The sequence below is a fragment of the Kosakonia sp. 1610 genome, assembly GCF_050435845.1.
Taxonomy (GTDB): Bacteria; Pseudomonadota; Gammaproteobacteria; order Enterobacterales; family Enterobacteriaceae; genus Kosakonia; species Kosakonia cowanii.
This window is the reverse complement of record NZ_JBNDKZ010000002.1, coordinates 207,334-223,862: the sequence shown is the minus strand read 5'-3', so window position 1 is coordinate 223,862 and position 16,529 is coordinate 207,334. Positions and strand designations below refer to the sequence as shown.

At 55.6% G+C, this 16,529-nt stretch carries 10 protein-coding genes; 6 read left to right on the top strand and 4 right to left on the bottom strand.

Annotated elements, in window-relative coordinates; all coding sequences use genetic code 11:
* The first annotated feature begins 398 nt into the window (after positions 1–398).
* The 6 genes from lrp to ABIC80_RS08995 all read left to right on the top strand — a co-directional run bounded on the left by lrp (position 399) and on the right by ABIC80_RS08995 (position 10,040).
* Positions 399–893: a leucine-responsive transcriptional regulator Lrp gene (lrp, locus tag ABIC80_RS09020; protein WP_000228469.1), complete on the top strand. Its 495-nt coding sequence runs from the start codon at positions 399–401 to the stop codon at positions 891–893.
* 120 nt (positions 894–1,013) lie between these two features.
* Positions 1,014–5,126 carry a DNA translocase FtsK 4TM domain-containing protein gene (locus ABIC80_RS09015; protein ID WP_429176698.1) on the top strand — a complete coding sequence of 1,371 codons (4,113 nt, stop codon included), beginning with the start codon at positions 1,014–1,016 and terminating at the stop codon, positions 5,124–5,126.
* 117 nt (positions 5,127–5,243) lie between these two features.
* Positions 5,244–5,855, top strand: a complete 612-nt coding sequence (gene lolA, locus ABIC80_RS09010) for an outer membrane lipoprotein chaperone LolA (RefSeq protein ID WP_429176696.1) — start codon at positions 5,244–5,246, stop codon at positions 5,853–5,855.
* A 9-nt stretch (positions 5,856–5,864) separates the two neighbouring features.
* A complete protein-coding gene (locus tag ABIC80_RS09005) occupies positions 5,865–7,208 on the top strand; it encodes a replication-associated recombination protein A (RefSeq protein ID WP_054803086.1) in 1,344 nt (447 codons plus the stop codon).
* A gap of 92 nt (positions 7,209–7,300) precedes the next feature.
* Positions 7,301–8,593, top strand: a complete 1,293-nt coding sequence (serS, locus tag ABIC80_RS09000) for a serine--tRNA ligase (protein ID WP_429176693.1) — start codon at positions 7,301–7,303, stop codon at positions 8,591–8,593.
* A gap of 298 nt (positions 8,594–8,891) precedes the next feature.
* Positions 8,892–10,040, top strand: a complete 1,149-nt coding sequence (locus ABIC80_RS08995) for an MFS transporter (RefSeq protein ID WP_429176691.1) — start codon at positions 8,892–8,894, stop codon at positions 10,038–10,040.
* 72 nt (positions 10,041–10,112) lie between these two features.
* Here ABIC80_RS08995 and pflA read toward each other — a convergent pair whose 3' ends face one another.
* From pflA to ycaO, 4 genes are all read right to left on the bottom strand, one after another.
* Complete coding sequence (gene pflA, locus ABIC80_RS08990) at positions 10,113–10,853, bottom strand: pyruvate formate lyase 1-activating protein (protein ID WP_042714174.1); 741 nt, start codon at positions 10,851–10,853, stop codon at positions 10,113–10,115.
* A 192-nt stretch (positions 10,854–11,045) separates the two neighbouring features.
* On the bottom strand, positions 11,046–13,328 hold the full coding sequence (gene pflB, locus ABIC80_RS08985; RefSeq protein ID WP_023481517.1) for a formate C-acetyltransferase: 2,283 nt from the start codon (positions 13,326–13,328) through the stop codon (positions 11,046–11,048).
* 51 nt (positions 13,329–13,379) lie between these two features.
* A complete protein-coding gene (focA, locus tag ABIC80_RS08980) occupies positions 13,380–14,237 on the bottom strand; it encodes a formate transporter FocA (protein WP_270220603.1) in 858 nt (285 codons plus the stop codon).
* 405 nt (positions 14,238–14,642) lie between these two features.
* Positions 14,643–16,403, bottom strand: a complete 1,761-nt coding sequence (gene ycaO / locus ABIC80_RS08975; protein WP_076770314.1) for a 30S ribosomal protein S12 methylthiotransferase accessory factor YcaO — start codon at positions 16,401–16,403, stop codon at positions 14,643–14,645.
* Between the last annotated feature and the right edge of the window lie 126 nt (positions 16,404–16,529).

Genomic DNA, 16,529 nt, shown 5'->3' with positions numbered 1-16,529 from the left:
TGAGAAAAAGGCAGTTATAAGATGAATAAATGAGGATAAGGAATCGACCTTGATGAATATCTGGCATGTTGTACTAAAAAAAGATGTTTTGCTTTGACAATCCCCTGCGCTTTTGCGAAAACATCAAAGGAAGAAAAAAAGCAGTATTTCGCGCGTAACGCACGTTTACGCATGTAAATGCCATTTTACCGGGCTAGCGAAATCTACGCATGGCGTGGACAGACGCCATCCGTGATATCGATAGCTGCCGCAGGCACCGGTCTTCTCAACACAGCCCCTGGGATTATGCAACGGTCAGCTTGCTGGCGCGCGGCACAATACGACGGGCAAAGATCCTGAACAGTGAAGTGCACAGGGTCAAGACAGGAGTAGGGAAGGAATACAGAGAGACAATAATAATGGTAGATAGCAAGAAGCGCCCTGGCAAAGATCTCGACCGCATTGACCGCAATATTTTAAATGAACTGCAAAAAGATGGGCGTATTTCCAACGTCGAGCTTTCTAAACGAGTAGGGCTTTCGCCAACGCCGTGCCTTGAGCGCGTGCGCAGGCTGGAAAGGCAGGGGTTTATTCAGGGCTATACGGCACTGCTTAACCCGCATTATCTGGATGCATCACTGCTGGTCTTCGTTGAGATTACTCTGAATCGTGGCGCGCCGGATGTGTTTGAACAATTCAACGCTGCAGTGCAAAAACTTGAAGAAATTCAGGAGTGTCATCTGGTTTCTGGTGATTTTGACTACCTGTTGAAAACGCGCGTACCGGATATGTCGGCCTACCGCAAACTGCTGGGCGAAACGCTGTTACGCCTGCCAGGCGTAAACGACACCCGCACCTATGTGGTGATGGAAGAGGTCAAACAGAGTAATCGTCTGGTTATTAAGACGCGCTAATACGGAACAGGTGCACAATCGCTGTTTTTTGATTACACTCCTGTTAATCCATACAGCAACAGTGCCGGGGAGACCCGGCGCTGTTGTCCGTTTTAGCATCAAGGACCTGGAGAGCCTGTCTTGAGCCAGGAATACACCGAAGACAAAGAAGTCACTTTTAACAAGCTAAGCAGCGGACGCCGACTCCTCGAAGCGTTGCTGATCCTCGTTTCCCTTTCTGCCATCTGGCTGATGGCGGCGCTTCTCAGCTTTAACCCATCCGATCCAAGCTGGTCGCAGACCGCATGGCATGAGCCGATCCATAACCTTGGCGGCGTGCCCGGCGCATGGCTGGCGGATACCCTGTTTTTCATCTTCGGCATTATGGCCTACACCATTCCGGTCATTATTATCGGCGGCTGTTGGTTTGCCTGGCGCCATCGCGCCACTGAGGATTACATCGACTATTTCGCCGTCTCGCTACGCCTGATTGGCGCGCTGGCGCTGATCCTGACCTCCTGTGGTCTGGCGGCGATCAACGCGGATGATATCTGGTATTTCGCCTCGGGCGGCGTGATTGGCAGCCTGCTCAGCACCACGCTGCAGCCGCTGCTGCGCAGCAGCGGCGGAACGCTCGCACTGCTCTGCATCTGGGCAGCCGGGCTGACGCTCTTTACCGGCTGGTCATGGGTCACCATCGCTGAAAAAATCGGCAGCGTTATTCTCAATATTCTCACTTTCGCCACCAACCGCACCCGTCGCGATGACACATGGGTTGATGATGAAGAGTATGAAGATGAGGATGAGTATGATGAGGACGAGGCAAGCGACGCGCCTCGCGAATCTCGTCGCGCCCGCATTCTGCGTGGTGCGCTGGCGCGCCGTAAACGCATTGCAGAGAAGTTCGCCAACCCGATGGGGCGCAAAACCGACGAAGCGCTCTTCTCCGGCAAGCGGATGGATGATGAAGAGGAGATCGCCTACAGCGCGCGCGGTGTGCCAGCGCAGCCAGACGACGTGCTCTTCTCGGGACATCGCGCGACGGAAGTGGAGCAGGAGTACGATCCGCTGCTCAATGGTCGCAGCGTAACGGAACCCGTTGCGGCGGCTGCCGTCGCAACAACCGTTGCCGCGCAAAGCTTCGCTGCGCCGACGGAGCCGGTTATGCAAACGCCGCAGCCCGCTGAATGGCAGCATGCGCAGCAGGCGCCTGGCTATCCTAATCAACAGCCTGCTTATCAGCCGCCGATGCATAGCGATCCACAGGCCGCTTATCAGGCGCCAATGCATGGCGATCCCCAGGCCGCTTATCAGCAGCCAACGCATTATGACGAAACGGCTGCTTATCAGCACCCTGCCGCGCAGTCCGTGCCAGAGTGGCAGCAGCCGATCGCGGAAGAGCCGTGGACGCCAGATGCGCCGGTAACGCCGCAGCCGCAGCAAGAAGAGGTCTACTGGCAGCCGCAGCCTGCAGCCCAGCAGTGGCAGCCTGAACCGCAAATCGCCCCTGCGCCGGAGCCGGTCATCGAACCTGAACCCGTTGTGGAAGAGGCGAAACATACCCGTCCGCCGCTCTACTACTTTGAAGAAGTCGAAGAGAAGCGCGCGCGCGAGCGTGAGCAGCTGGCCGCCTGGTATCAGCCGATTCCGGAGCCCGCTGAGCCAGAACCGGTAGCCCGACCAGCCGCGCCGTCGATGCCTGTTCCACCTGCTGTGGATCCAACGGTTGTGGCAGAGAGCGTTCTGCCCGCTGCCGCTCAGGCCGCTTCAACGGCTGGCACTGCCGCCGCCGCGGCAGCCAGCGCGCCGGTGTTTGGTCTTGCCGGCGGCGCGCCACGTCCGCAGGTAAAAGAGGGGATTGGCCCGCAGCTTCCGCGACCTAACCGTGTGCGCGTGCCGACGCGTCGCGAGCTTGCGTCCTATGGCATTAAACTGCCTTCACAGCGCATGGCTGAAGAGCGTGCGCGTGAAGATGAGGTGCGTGAGCCAGATCAACATCTCTCCGATGATGATGCCGCTATGTTCCAGCAAAACGAGCTGGCACGTCAGTTCGCCGCGACGCAGCACGATCGCTACGGTGAAGAGTATCAACATGAAACGCCACAGTTTGCTGCCTCTGAAGCTGAATTGAATGAAGCCGAAGCGGAAGAGGCTGAGCTGGCTCGTCAGTTTGCTGCATCTCAGCAGCAGCGCTACGGCGCTGAGCCGCAGGCCTTTATGCCGGAAGATGCCGACGTCTCGCCGATGAACACAGCACCGGTTGAGCGTGCGAACGCACCGCTCTTTACGCCGCAGCCACAAGCTTCTGCACAGCCTCATTATCAGCAGCCGCAGCAGCCACCTGCCGCGCAGCCGGCGCAGCCGTCTGCCTATGGTCAACCTGCCCAGCAGCCGCAGCCGCACTATCAGCAGCCAGCCGCGCAGCCGATTCAGCCGCCTGCCTATGGTCAGCCTGCCCAGCAGCCGCAGCCGCACTATCAGCAGCCAGCCGCGCAACCGGTTCAGCCGCCTGCCTATGGTCAATCTGCCCAGCAGCCGCAGCAGCACTATCAGCAGCCAGCCGCGCAGCCGGTTCAGCCGCCTGCCTATGGTCAGCCTGCCCAGCAGCCGCAACAGCACTATCAGCAGCCAGCCGCGCAGCCGGTTCAGCCGCCTGCTTATGGTCAACCTGTTCAGCAGCCGCAACAACAATCTGCTCCGCAGCAGCAGGAGAGCCTGATCCATCCATTGCTGATGCGTAATGGTGACAGCCGCCCGGTGCAGAAGCCGACTACGCCGCTGCCGTCGCTCGATCTGTTAACGCAGCCGCCGGCAGAAGTGGAGCCGGTAGACACCTTTGCACTTGAGCAGATGGCTCGCCTGGTTGAAGCTCGCCTGGCCGATTTCCGTATTAAAGCGGACGTGGTGAACTACTCGCCGGGTCCGGTGATCACCCGCTTTGAGTTGAACCTCGCGCCTGGCGTGAAAGCGGCGCGAATCTCTAACCTGTCACGTGACCTGGCGCGTTCGCTCTCCACCGTTGCCGTGCGCGTGGTGGAAGTGATCCCGGGTAAACCTTACGTCGGCCTTGAGTTGCCGAACAAGAAGCGCCAGACCGTCTATCTGCGAGAAGTGCTGGACTGCGTGAAATTCCGCGAAAGTCCGTCACCGCTCACCGTGGTGCTGGGTAAAGATATCGCCGGGGATCCGGTGATTGCTGACCTGGCGAAGATGCCACATCTGCTGGTCGCCGGTACCACCGGTTCCGGTAAGTCGGTCGGCGTCAACGCCATGATCCTCAGCATGCTCTATAAAGCAACGCCGGAAGATGTGCGTTTCATCATGATCGACCCGAAAATGCTCGAGCTGTCGGTCTATGAAGGCATTCCGCATCTATTGACCGAAGTGGTTACCGACATGAAAGACGCCGCTAATGCGCTGCGCTGGAGTGTCAATGAGATGGAGCGCCGCTACAAGCTGATGTCTGCGCTGGGCGTGCGTAACCTCGCAGGTTACAACGAGAAGATCGCCGAAGCCGCGCGCATGGGTCGCCCGATCCCGGATCCGTACTGGAAGCCGGGCGACAGCATGGCAACCGAACATCCGGTGCTGGAAAAACTGCCGTACATTGTGGTGATGGTCGATGAGTTTGCCGATCTGATGATGACGGTTGGTAAAAAGGTGGAAGAGCTGATTGCCCGCCTGGCGCAGAAAGCGCGCGCCGCCGGTATTCACCTGGTGCTGGCCACCCAGCGCCCCTCTGTGGATGTGATCACTGGCCTGATTAAAGCCAACATCCCGACGCGTATCGCCTTTACCGTATCGAGCAAGATCGACTCCCGTACCATCCTCGATCAGGGCGGTGCGGAATCGCTGCTCGGCATGGGGGATATGCTTTATTCCGGCCCGAACTCAACCTCTGCCCCGGTGCGTGTCCACGGCGCGTTTGTTCGCGATCAGGAAGTCCACGCCGTGGTGCAGGACTGGAAAGCGCGCGGGCGTCCGCAATACGTTGACGGCATCACCTCCGACACCGAAAGCGAAGGCGGCGGCGGTGGTTTTGACGGCGGTGAAGAGCTGGATCCGCTGTTCGACCAGGCCGTTAACTTTGTCACCGAAAAACGCAAAGCCTCGATCTCCGGCGTGCAGCGCCAGTTCCGTATCGGCTACAACCGTGCGGCGCGCATAATCGAACAGATGGAAGCGCAGGGGATTGTCAGCGAGCAGGGGCACAACGGTAACCGTGAAGTGCTGGCTCCACCGCCGTTTGAGTGATGCAAAGTTAGGTAAATAGTACAAATTCAGTTTTTTCTTCTGTCACTCTGGCGTTTCGCTTTCTAGAGTGACAGAAGGATTCTCCCACGTCGGGAGTGACGTATCAGAGGAATGACAATGAAAAAAATCGCCATGGTTTGTGCACTGATGGGCTTCTTAGTGGTCAGCAATGTCTGGGCAGACGCGGCAAGCGATCTGAAAAGCCGCCTCGATAAAGTCAGCAGCTTCCACGCCAGCTTTACCCAGAAAGTGACCGACGGCAGCGGCGCTGCGGTACAGGAAGGCCAGGGTGATTTGTGGGTTAAACGCCCGAACCTGTTTAACTGGCATATGACCCAGCCGGACGAGAGCGTACTGGTTTCCGACGGCAAAACGCTGTGGTTCTACAACCCGTTTGTTGAACAGGCGACGGCAACCTGGCTGAAAGATGCTACCAGCAACACGCCGTTTATGCTGATTGCCCGTAACCAGACCAGCGACTGGCAGCAGTACAATATTGCGCAGAAGGGCGATGATTTTGAACTGACGCCAAAAAGCAGCAACGGTAACCTGAAACAGTTCACCATTAATGTCGGCCGCGACGGCACCATCCATCAGTTCAGCGCCATCGAACAGGATGACCAGCGCAGCAGCTATCAGCTGAAAGCGCAGCAGAACGGCGCTGTCGATGCATCGAAATTCACCTTTACCCCGCCGCAGGGCGTAACGGTTGACGATCAACGCAAGTAAGAGGCGTGCATGAGTAACATGTCGCTCGATTTTTCCGAGAACACGTTTCAACCTCTGGCCGCGCGTATGCGGCCAGAAAATTTAGCGCAGTACATTGGTCAGCAGCACCTGCTGGCACCGGGCAAACCCCTGCCGCGCGCCATTGAAGCCGGTCATCTGCACTCGATGATTCTGTGGGGACCGCCGGGCACCGGCAAAACCACGCTGGCAGAGGTCATTGCGCGCTATGCCGATGCTGATGTTGAGCGCATCTCTGCGGTCACCTCAGGCGTAAAAGAGATCCGCGAAGCCATAGAGCGCGCCCGCCAGAACCGTAACGCCGGACGCCGCACCATTCTGTTTGTCGATGAAGTCCACCGTTTTAACAAAAGCCAGCAGGACGCCTTTCTGCCGCATATCGAAGATGGCACTATCACCTTTATCGGCGCGACCACCGAAAACCCTTCGTTTGAACTCAACTCCGCACTGCTCTCCCGTGCGCGCGTTTACCTGCTCAAATCCCTCACCACAGAGGATATTGAACTGGTATTAACGCAGGCGATGGAAGATAAAGCGCGCGGTTACGGCGGCCAGGATATCGTTCTGCCGGACGAAACCCGGCTGGCGATTGCCGAACTGGTGGGTGGTGATGCGCGCCGGGCGCTCAACACGCTTGAGATGATGGCGGATATGGCGGAGCTCGATAAGAGCGGCAAGCGCGTACTCAACCCTGAGTTGCTGACTGAGATTGCTGGTGAGCGCAGCGCGCGCTTTGATAATAAAGGCGACCGTTTTTACGACCTGATCTCCGCGCTGCACAAATCGGTGCGCGGAAGTGCGCCAGATGCCGCGCTCTACTGGTATGCGCGCATTATCTCTGCGGGTGGCGACCCGCTCTATGTTGCGCGCCGTTGCCTGGCAATCGCCTCCGAAGATGTCGGCAATGCCGATCCGCGCGCCATGCAGGTTGCTATCTCCGCGTGGGACTGCTTTACCCGCGTTGGCCCGGCCGAAGGCGAACGCGCCATTGCGCAGGCGATTGTCTACCTGGCTTGCGCGCCGAAAAGTAACGCCGTCTATAAAGCTTTCAAAGCTGCGATGGCCGATGCGCGACAGCGCCCCGATTATGATGTGCCGCCGCATCTGCGCAACGCGCCGACCAAGCTGATGAAGGAGATGGGTTATGGGCAGGAGTATCGCTATGCCCACGATGAGCCCAATGCTTTTGCCGCCGGGGAGGAGTATTTCCCGCAGGAAATGGCAGAAACGCGCTACTATCAGCCGACGAACAGAGGTCTTGAAGGCAAGATTGGCGAAAAGCTCGCCTGGCTCGCTGAACAGGATCATAAAAGCCCTATAAAACGCTACCGCTAGTGCGGGCGTTGCGGTAAGGTTACGGCTCATACCCTCGATCGCACTCTGCGGTCGGGTTCCTTTTATTTCAATTCGATAAGCACAGGAAAAGCATGCTCGATCCCAATCTGCTGCGTACCGAGCCAGACGCAGTCGCTGAAAAACTGGCACGCCGGGGCTTTAAGCTGGACGTAGAGAAATTACGCGCGCTCGAAGAGCGTCGTAAAGTCCTGCAGGTCAACACTGAAAATCTGCAGGCAGAGCGTAACTCACGATCGAAATCCATCGGCCAGGCGAAAGCACGCGGGGAAGATATCGAGCCATTACGCCTGGAAGTGAACAAGCTGGGTGAAGAGCTGGACGCGGCGAAAGCCGAGCTGGAAACGCTGCTGGCTGAGATCCGCGATATCGCGCTGACCATTCCGAACCTGCCTGATGATAGCGTACCGGTTGGCCGTGACGAGAACGATAACGTTGAAATCAGCCGCTGGGGCACGCCGCGCCAGTTTGATTTCGAGATCCGCGATCACGTCACCCTCGGTGAGATGCACAGCGGCCTGGATTTTGCCGCTGCGGTGAAGCTGACCGGCTCCCGTTTCGTGGTGATGAAAGGGCAGATCGCCCGTATGCACCGCGCGCTGGCGCAGTTCATGCTGGATCTGCACACTGAGCAGCACGGCTACGCGGAAAACTATGTGCCGTACCTGGTCAACCATGACACCCTGTACGGGACCGGCCAGCTGCCGAAGTTCGCCGGCGATCTGTTCCATACCCGTCCGCTGGAAGAGGAGTCCGACAGCAGCAACTACGCGCTGATCCCGACTGCGGAAGTGCCGCTGACCAATCTCGTGCGCGATGAAATTATCGATGAAGAGAGTCTGCCGATCAAAATGACCGCGCATACGCCGTGCTTCCGTTCTGAAGCAGGGTCTTACGGTCGTGACACGCGCGGTCTGATCCGTATGCACCAGTTCGATAAAGTCGAACTGGTTCAGGTGGTTCGCCCGGAAGACTCCATGGCGGCGCTGGAAGAGATTACCGGGCATGCAGAGAAAGTGTTGCAGCTGCTCGGTCTGCCTTACCGCAAAGTGCTGCTCTGCATCGGCGATATGGGCTTTGGTGCCTGCAAAACCTACGATCTCGAAGTGTGGGTTCCGGCGCAGGGCACCTACCGCGAAATCTCCTCCTGCTCCAACGTCTGGGATTTCCAGGCGCGCCGCATGCAGACACGCTGCCGCAGCAAGTCCGACAAGAAAACCCGTCTGGTGCATACCCTGAACGGCTCTGGTCTGGCAGTGGGGCGTACGCTGGTTGCGGTGCTGGAAAACTACCAGCAGGCCGATGGCCGCATTGAGGTGCCGGAAGTACTGCGCCCTTATATGAACGGGCTGGAGTACATCGGTTAATCCTGCCGATACAGCATGTTTTTAAAAGCGCCTGCGGGCGCTTTTTTATTGCCTTTTTCGTGCGTCTCAACCATTAATCTTCATGAATTTTTTCAACTGAAAAATTGTCGTGGTTTATAGATTACTGGCTTCTTTTCAAAGAGATATAACGCGACGGTGCACGCTAAGTGGCAAAGAGGATAAGTTTTACAAATCGTCGTCGATAAAAAGCTCACTCTGGCGAAAAACAGTGGATTGACAATGTTTTTGCCGGTGGCATGATGCGCACGCAATCTGAACTTCCTCACGGTTTTAACCCATGACCACCTATACCCGGCCAGTGCTTTTATTGCTCTGTGGCCTGATGCTGTTGACCCTGGCTATCGCGACGCTGAACACGCTCGTGCCCCTTTGGCTCGCCCATGAAAATCTGCCAACCTGGCAGGTCGGCATGGTTGGTTCCTCCTATTTCACCGGCAATCTGCTGGGCACGCTACTGACCGGTCGACTGATCCGCCAGATGGGCTTTAACCGCAGCTACTACATTGCGTCGCTGATTTTCGCCGCAGGTTGCGTCGGCTTAGGGCTGATGGTGGGTTTCTGGAGCTGGATGATTTGGCGTTTTATCGCCGGCGTCGGCTGCGCCATGATTTGGGTGGTGGTGGAGAGCGCGCTGATGTCCAGCGGCACCGCTCACAACCGCGGTCGCCTGCTGGCGGCCTATATGATGGTTTACTATATCGGCACCGTGCTTGGTCAATTGATGGTCAGCAAACTGCCAACTGAATTGATGAGCGTGCTGCCGTGGGTTACTGGTATGGTGCTGGCGGCAATGCTGCCGCTGCTCTTTACGCGCATTGTTAATCAGCACAGCGAAGAGCAGGTAGCTTCTTCGATCTGGCCAATGCTGCGCCTGCGTCAGGCCCGTCTTGGCGTTAATGGCTGCATCATCTCCGGGATTATTCTTGGCTCACTCTATGGCCTGATGCCGCTCTATCTGTCGCATCAGGGCGTCAGCGACTCCGGCATTGGTTTCTGGATGGCGCTGATGGTCAGTGCGGGGATTATTGGTCAGTGGCCGATTGGCCGCATCGCTGACCGCTTTGGTCGCTTACTGGTGCTGCGCGTACAAGTTTTTGTGGTTATCATCGGCTGCTTCGGCATGCTGAGCAACGCGGCGATGGCACCGGCGCTGTTTGTGCTGGGCACGGCAGGTTTTACGCTCTACCCGGTGGCGATGGCCTGGGCCTGTGAAAAAGTTGAACACCATCAGCTGGTGGCAATGAACCAGGCGCTGTTGCTGAGCTATACCATCGGCAGCCTGCTCGGACCAACGCTCACCTCCATGCTGATGCAGAGCTACTCTGACAGCCTGCTGTTTGTGATGATTGCTGGCGTATCGCTGGTCTACCTGGTGATGCTGATGCGCAAAGCGGGCCAGCATCCGACGCCGGTCGCACACGCCTGATTATTTCGGCTCATCCGGCAGACAAAAAAGCCACAACGCTATGTTGTGGCTTTTTTTTATACGTTTCGCGGCTCAGTACATCACTTTATGGCCGTACTGCTCAAGGATCCCTTTCACGCGCTCCATGGTCTCTTTCTTCGGCGGGTGAATGCCATCCAGCTTGTACTCTTCGCCCATCGCCACCCATTTATGTTTGCCCAGTTCATGGTAGGGCAGCAGTTCGATTTTTTCGACGTTGCCCATATCACGGGTAAACTCGCCGAGGCGGTGTGCGGAGTCGTCGTCATCTGACCAGCCCGGCACGACAACGTAGCGGATCCAGACCTTAATCCCTTTCTTCGCCAGATACTGGGCGAACTCCAGCGTGCGATGGTTGGAGACGCCGACCAGATTCTGGTGGATCTCATCATTCATCTGTTTCAAATCGAGCATCACCAGATCGGTGACCTCCAGCAGCTCATCGATCACCGGATCGTAGCGGCGAACAAAGCCATTGGTATCAAGACAGGTATGAATACCCTCTTTTTTGCAGGCGCGGAACCAGTCACGGACGAACTCCGCCTGCAAAATCGCTTCGCCGCCCGAGGCGGTCACGCCGCCGCCGGAGGCATTCATAAAGTGGCGATAGGCCACCACGTCTTTCATCAGCTCTTCAACGGTGATCTCTTTACCGCCATGGGTATCCCAGGTATCACGGTTATGGCAGTAGAGGCAGCGCATCAGGCAGCCCTGAAAGAAGGTGATAAAGCGGATGCCCGGGCCGTCGACCGTACCGCAGGATTCGAAGGAGTGTATGCGACCAATAACTGACATTGCGGTGTTTTCTCCAGATGTGGCCCATCCGGGGCCTGTGTCTGTGCAGTTTCATTCCTTCTGCACTAAGTCTGTTTTGGCAGGCATCCGGTTAATAGATGGCTGACGAAGCAGGCTCTGGTTGTGAAAAAGGCCCCACAGACGTGGAGCCTTTAGTGTACGCTTTTTACAAGCTTCTTTCAGCCAATACCATTACATGGTCTGGGTGAAAGTACGGGTAATCACGTCCTGCTGCTGCTCTTTAGTCAGGGAGTTAAAGCGCACAGCGTAACCGGAAACGCGGATGGTCAGCTGCGGATATTTCTCCGGATTTTCCATCGCGTCGAGCAGCATTTCGCGGTTCATAACGTTGACGTTGAGGTGCTGACCACCTTCGATTGAGGCTTCATGGTGGAAGTAACCATCCATCAGGCCTGCGAGGTTGGTTTTACGCACTTCATCATCTTTACCCAGCGCGTTCGGCACGATAGAGAAGGTGTAAGAGATACCATCTTTCGCGTAGGCAAACGGCAGTTTTGCAACGGAGGTCAGAGAGGCAACAGCACCTTTCTGGTCACGGCCGTGCATCGGGTTAGCACCCGGTCCAAACGGTGCACCAGCGCGACGACCATCCGGGGTGTTACCGGTTTTCTTACCATACACAACGTTAGAGGTGATGGTCAGAACCGACTGAGTCGGGATCGCGTTGCGGTAGGTGGTCAGTTTCTGAATTTTCTTCATGAAACGTTCTACCAGGTCAACCGCCATGTCATCGACGCGGGCGTCGTTGTTACCAAACTGCGGGTATTCGCCTTCGATTTCGAAGTCGATAGCCAGACCGTCTTCGTCACGAATCGGTTTAACTTTCGCATATTTGATAGCAGACAGGGAGTCAGCGGCAACCGACAGGCCAGCGATACCGCAAGCCATGGTGCGAACTACGTCACGATCGTGCAGCGCCATCAGAGAGGCTTCGTAGCTGTACTTGTCGTGCATGTAGTGGATAACGTTCAGGGCGGTGACATACTGTTTAGCCAGCCAGTCCATAAAGTGATCCATACGTTCCATCACTTCGTCGAACTTCAGCAGGTCGCCTTTGATAGGTTCAGATTTCGGACCTACCTGCATTTTCAGTTTTTCATCCACGCCGCCGTTGATAGCGTACAGCATGGTTTTCGCCAGGTTTGCACGGGCACCGAAGAACTGCATCTGTTTGCCGACAACCATCGGGCTTACGCAGCAGGCAATCGCGTAGTCATCGTTGTTGAAGTCCGGGCGCATCAGGTCATCGTTCTCATACTGCAGAGAAGAGGTGTCGATGGAGACTTTAGCAGCGAATTTTTTGAAGTTCAGCGGCAGTTTTTCAGACCACAGAACGGTGATGTTCGGCTCCGGAGACGGCCCCATGGTGTAGAGGGTGTTCAGGAAGCGGAAGCTGTTTTTGGAAACCAGCGTACGGCCGTCAACGCCCATACCACCGATAGATTCAGTTGCCCAAATCGGGTCGCCAGAGAAGAGTTCATCATACTCAGGTGTACGCAGGAAGCGGACCATACGCAGTTTCATGACCAGGTGGTCAATCATTTCCTGTGCGTCCTGCTCGGTGATTTTGCCTGCTTTCAGGTCACGTTCAATGTAAACGTCCAGAAATGTGGAGACGCGACCGAAGGACATTGCAGCGCCGTTCTGAGACTTAACCGCGGCCAGGTAGCCGAAGTAGGTCCACTGAATTGCTTCCTGAGCGGTGGTTGCCGGACCGGAGATATCGCAGCCATATTTTGCTGCCATCTCTTTGATCTGACCCAGCGCGCGGTGCTGTTCAGCAATCTCTTCGCGCAGACGGATAGTTGCTTCCAGGTTTACGCCGTTTTCCAGGTCAGACTGCAGAGACTGGAACTGGGCATATTTGTCTTTCATCAGGAAGTCGATACCGTACAGCGCAACGCGACGGTAGTCACCGATGATACGGCCACGGCCGTAGGCGTCCGGCAGACCGGTCAGCACGCCAGATTTACGGCAGTTCAGGATATCTTTGGTGTAAACATCGAATACGCCCTGGTTGTGGGTTTTACGGTATTCGGTGAAGATTTTTTTCAGCTGCGGATCCAGTTCGCGGTTGTACGCTTTGCAGGAACCTTCAACCATTTTGATGCCGCCAAACGGGATGATCGCGCGTTTCAGCGGTGCTTCGGTCTGCAGACCAACGATCTTCTCAAGCTGCTTGTTGATGTAGCCCGCATCGTGAGAGGTGATAGTGGAAGCAACGGAGGTGTCGAAATCAACTGGCGCATGCGTGCGGTTTTCCAGTTTCACGCCTTCCATGACTTTGTCCCACAGCTTGGTGGTCGCGTCAGTCGCGCCCGCCAGGAAGGACTCGTCACCTTCGTACGGAGTGTAGTTTTTCTGGATAAAATCACGTACGTTTACAGCGTTTTGCCATTCACCTTGAGTAAAACCTTCCCAGGCTGCGGCTAATTTTTCGTTAAGTTCGGACATGTAACACCTACCTTCTTAAGTGGATTTTTTATTTACTGCCTGAAACGATCTTTAGTGGTGATCGTTGCCACGCAGGTAAATGACCCAGTATGTCAACCCGACCAGTAAGCCTCCACCGATGATGTTCCCGATTGTTACCGGGATCAGGTTATCGGTAATAAAGTTCATGACTGTCAGGTGAGAAAAACTTTCCGGGCTGGAACCAACGGCGGTCCAGAACTCCGGGCTTGCAAAGTTGCGAATCACGATGCCCATCGGGATCATAAACATGTTCGCGATACTGTGCTCAAAACCGCTGGCGACAAACATCGCGACCGGCAGCACCATAATCATTGCTTTATCCATCAGGCTGCGGCCGGAGTAACTCATCCATACCGCCATGCAGACCATCAGGTTCGCGAGGATACCTAACGCCACCGCTTCGACGAAGGTGTGGTGCACCTTGTGGTCGGCGGTCTGCAATACGTTTAAGCCCCAGCCACCGTTGGCGACCATATATTCGCCGGAGAGCCACATTAATAAGACGAAGAGCAGCGCACCTACCAGGTTGCCAACGTAAACGTTGATCCAGTTTCGAGCCAGTTGCCCCCACGTGATGCGCCCGCTGGCTTTCGCCACAACAATCAGCACCGTGGAGGTAAAGAGGTCAGCGCCGCAGATAATGCAGAGAATCAACCCAAGTGAGAAACAGATGCCGCCGATAAGTTTAGCAATGCCGTAAGGCATCGTTGCTGTACCGGTGGTAGCCGTTATATAGAAAACGAACGCAATGGAGATAAACACACCGGCGGTGATCGCCAGGTAGAAGGTCTTAAGCGGATGTTTAGTCGCTTTATAGACACCAGCTTCTTCGGCCACTTTGGCCATCTCTGCTGGAAGTATAAGATCAAAAGGGTTGTCAGCTTTCACACTAACTCTCTCTTTATTAAGTCGGCGACGAGATACTAACAAAGCATTATAGAAGACAATTTGATATGGATCATATCTCGCCTGGCTTATAGGACCGCAAAGCGTATGGTTTTTCTGCTAAAGCGGGGTAACGTGTTGATTATCAAAATAAAAATAAATTTTAAAATTTATAAGAAGCGTTGAATTTTTTTGTGTGATCCTCCGTTAACGGTTAATTAATATGGAGTAATTGCCATTAGAAGTAACAATACTAGCGCTGCGAATTTAATTATATTTACTCGCAATTAACTTAAATATTACATTTAAGATTCATCACCAGAATATAATAAAAAAGGGGCAATAAGATTGCCCCGTAATATAGCGTAGACTTGCGAATAAGCCTACCTGTTGTAGTGTTATTTATCGTTACTTAGACCAGTAAGCGACTTTCGCACGTTGTAATTTTTCGTAAGCGGCTAACAGTGCCTGATGAGCCGGGAACGCCTGCAGCGTGCCGTCGGCAGGCTGCAGATCGTAAAACGGTGCTTCACCGCTGAGGGCGGCGCTGGCGGCTTCAACGGCCTGCGCGCCATACATGCGCACAAAAGCGTTCAGGTATTGCAGCGGTTGGCGCTCCTCTTCCTGCGCCAGCAGAAGCAGGGTCTGCAGGCAGCGGTAGTAGTTGGCACGCTCTGGGCTGAAGATCGAGGCGTTAAACTCAATCGTCCACTCGGTCCAGGCCAGCGCCTGATCGAGATCGCCGCCCGCCAGCGCCAGCATCGCTTTCAGCTCGCCGATGCGCAGGGTATACCAGCCGTTATCTTTGCCCGTTGCCAGGCCCAGCAGTTCGCGCACGCGCGTAAAGTCATCGTGACCTTCATCATCCAGTTGGGCGATAAGATCGAGATAAGCCTCTTTATCCCACTCGCTGCCAGGCAGGGAGAGGATGGTTTCGCGCAGGTGGGTACCCATGGTGTTATTCGCCAGCCACAGATCTTCCGCCGGATAGATATCAGACATGCCCGGCACCAGAATACGGCAGGCGTAGACGCCCAGATGCTCATAATCCGCGATGTAAACCTCTTTATCTTCCTTCTGGAAGATACTCATCAGCGTCGCGAACTCCTCTTCCGTAGTGCCGGCAAAGCTCCAGTCGACAAACGGATAATCGGCATCCTGTTTGAACAGATCCCAGGAGATAAGACCACTGGAGTCGATAAAGTGCGTTTCGAGGTTAGCGTGTTCCGCCACTTCTTCATCATCAAAGGTCGGCGGGGTAAAGACATCCAGATCCTTCAGGCCGCGGCCCTGCAGCAGTTCCGTCACCGTACGCTCCAGCGCCACGCCGAAGTCCGGGTGCGCGCCAAACGAGGCGAAGCAGGTGCCATTCGCCGGGTTGAACAGCACCACGCAGATCACCGGGTAGTTACCGCCCAGCGAGCCGTCATAGGCAAAGATCGGAAAACCTTCCGCTTCCAGTTTGGCAATCGCTTCGACCACGCCTGGATAGCGCGCCAGCACCTCCTGCGGGATCTCTGGCAGGCTGATGCTCTCGGCGATAATGCGGTTTTTAATGTGACGTTCGAAAACTTCAGACAGCCCCTGCACGCGCGCTTCGTTACGGGTGTTGCCCGCCGACATGCCGTTGGAGACATAGAGGTTGCCGACGATATTCATCGGGATATAGACCGTCTGCTCATCCGACTGGCGGGTAAAGGGCAGGGCGCAGATGCCGCGCTCTTCATTACCGGATTGCAGATCGATCAGCATACCGGCAGCCAGCTCATTTTCCGGATCGTAGTAGGCGCGCAGACGCGCATCGAGAATGCCTTCCGGCAGCGAGTCATCTTCCGGGAGCGGGAACCACTTCTCATTCGGATAGTGGACAAACGGCCCCTGGGCAATGGCGTCGCCAAGCCAGAAGTCAGCAAAGAAGTAGTTGGTGGAGAGACGTTCGAAATATTCGCCGAGCGCGGAGGCCAGCGCCGCTTTCTTCGTGGCGCCTTTACCATTGGTAAAGCAGAGCGCGCACTCTTTATCGCGGATATGCACCGACCAGACGTTTGGCACAGGGTTTAGCCAGGAGGCCTCTTCAATATTGAAACCGAGATCGGTCAGTTTCTGCTGAAAGCGGGCGATGGAGTCTTCCAGCGCGGCGTCTTTACCGGGGATAAATGTTTGAGTCATGGCGGTCACTTTTTTCGTACGTAAAGCGCGCAATGATACGGGTTTTACGTGGCAGGCGCTATCGTCCTTAGTGGTGCGGCGAAAATAAAAGTTCTGGCTATGCTTATCAGGAGTAACTCACTGTTA

Excerpts from the sequence above, each read along its gene's own strand:
- lrp (WP_000228469.1), top strand. The coding sequence starts at position 399 with ATGGTAGATAGCAAGAAGCGCCCTGGCAAAGATCTCGACCGCATTGAC.
- lolA (WP_429176696.1), top strand. The coding sequence starts at position 5,244 with ATGAAAAAAATCGCCATGGTTTGTGCACTGATGGGCTTCTTAGTGGTC.
- ABIC80_RS09005 (WP_054803086.1), top strand. The coding sequence starts at position 5,865 with ATGAGTAACATGTCGCTCGATTTTTCCGAGAACACGTTTCAACCTCTG.
- serS (WP_429176693.1), top strand. The coding sequence starts at position 7,301 with ATGCTCGATCCCAATCTGCTGCGTACCGAGCCAGACGCAGTCGCTGAA.
- ABIC80_RS08995 (WP_429176691.1), top strand. The coding sequence starts at position 8,892 with ATGACCACCTATACCCGGCCAGTGCTTTTATTGCTCTGTGGCCTGATG.
- pflA (WP_042714174.1), bottom strand. The coding sequence starts at position 10,853 with ATGTCAGTTATTGGTCGCATACACTCCTTCGAATCCTGCGGTACGGTC.
- pflB (WP_023481517.1), bottom strand. The coding sequence starts at position 13,328 with ATGTCCGAACTTAACGAAAAATTAGCCGCAGCCTGGGAAGGTTTTACT.
- ycaO (WP_076770314.1), bottom strand. The coding sequence starts at position 16,403 with ATGACTCAAACATTTATCCCCGGTAAAGACGCCGCGCTGGAAGACTCC.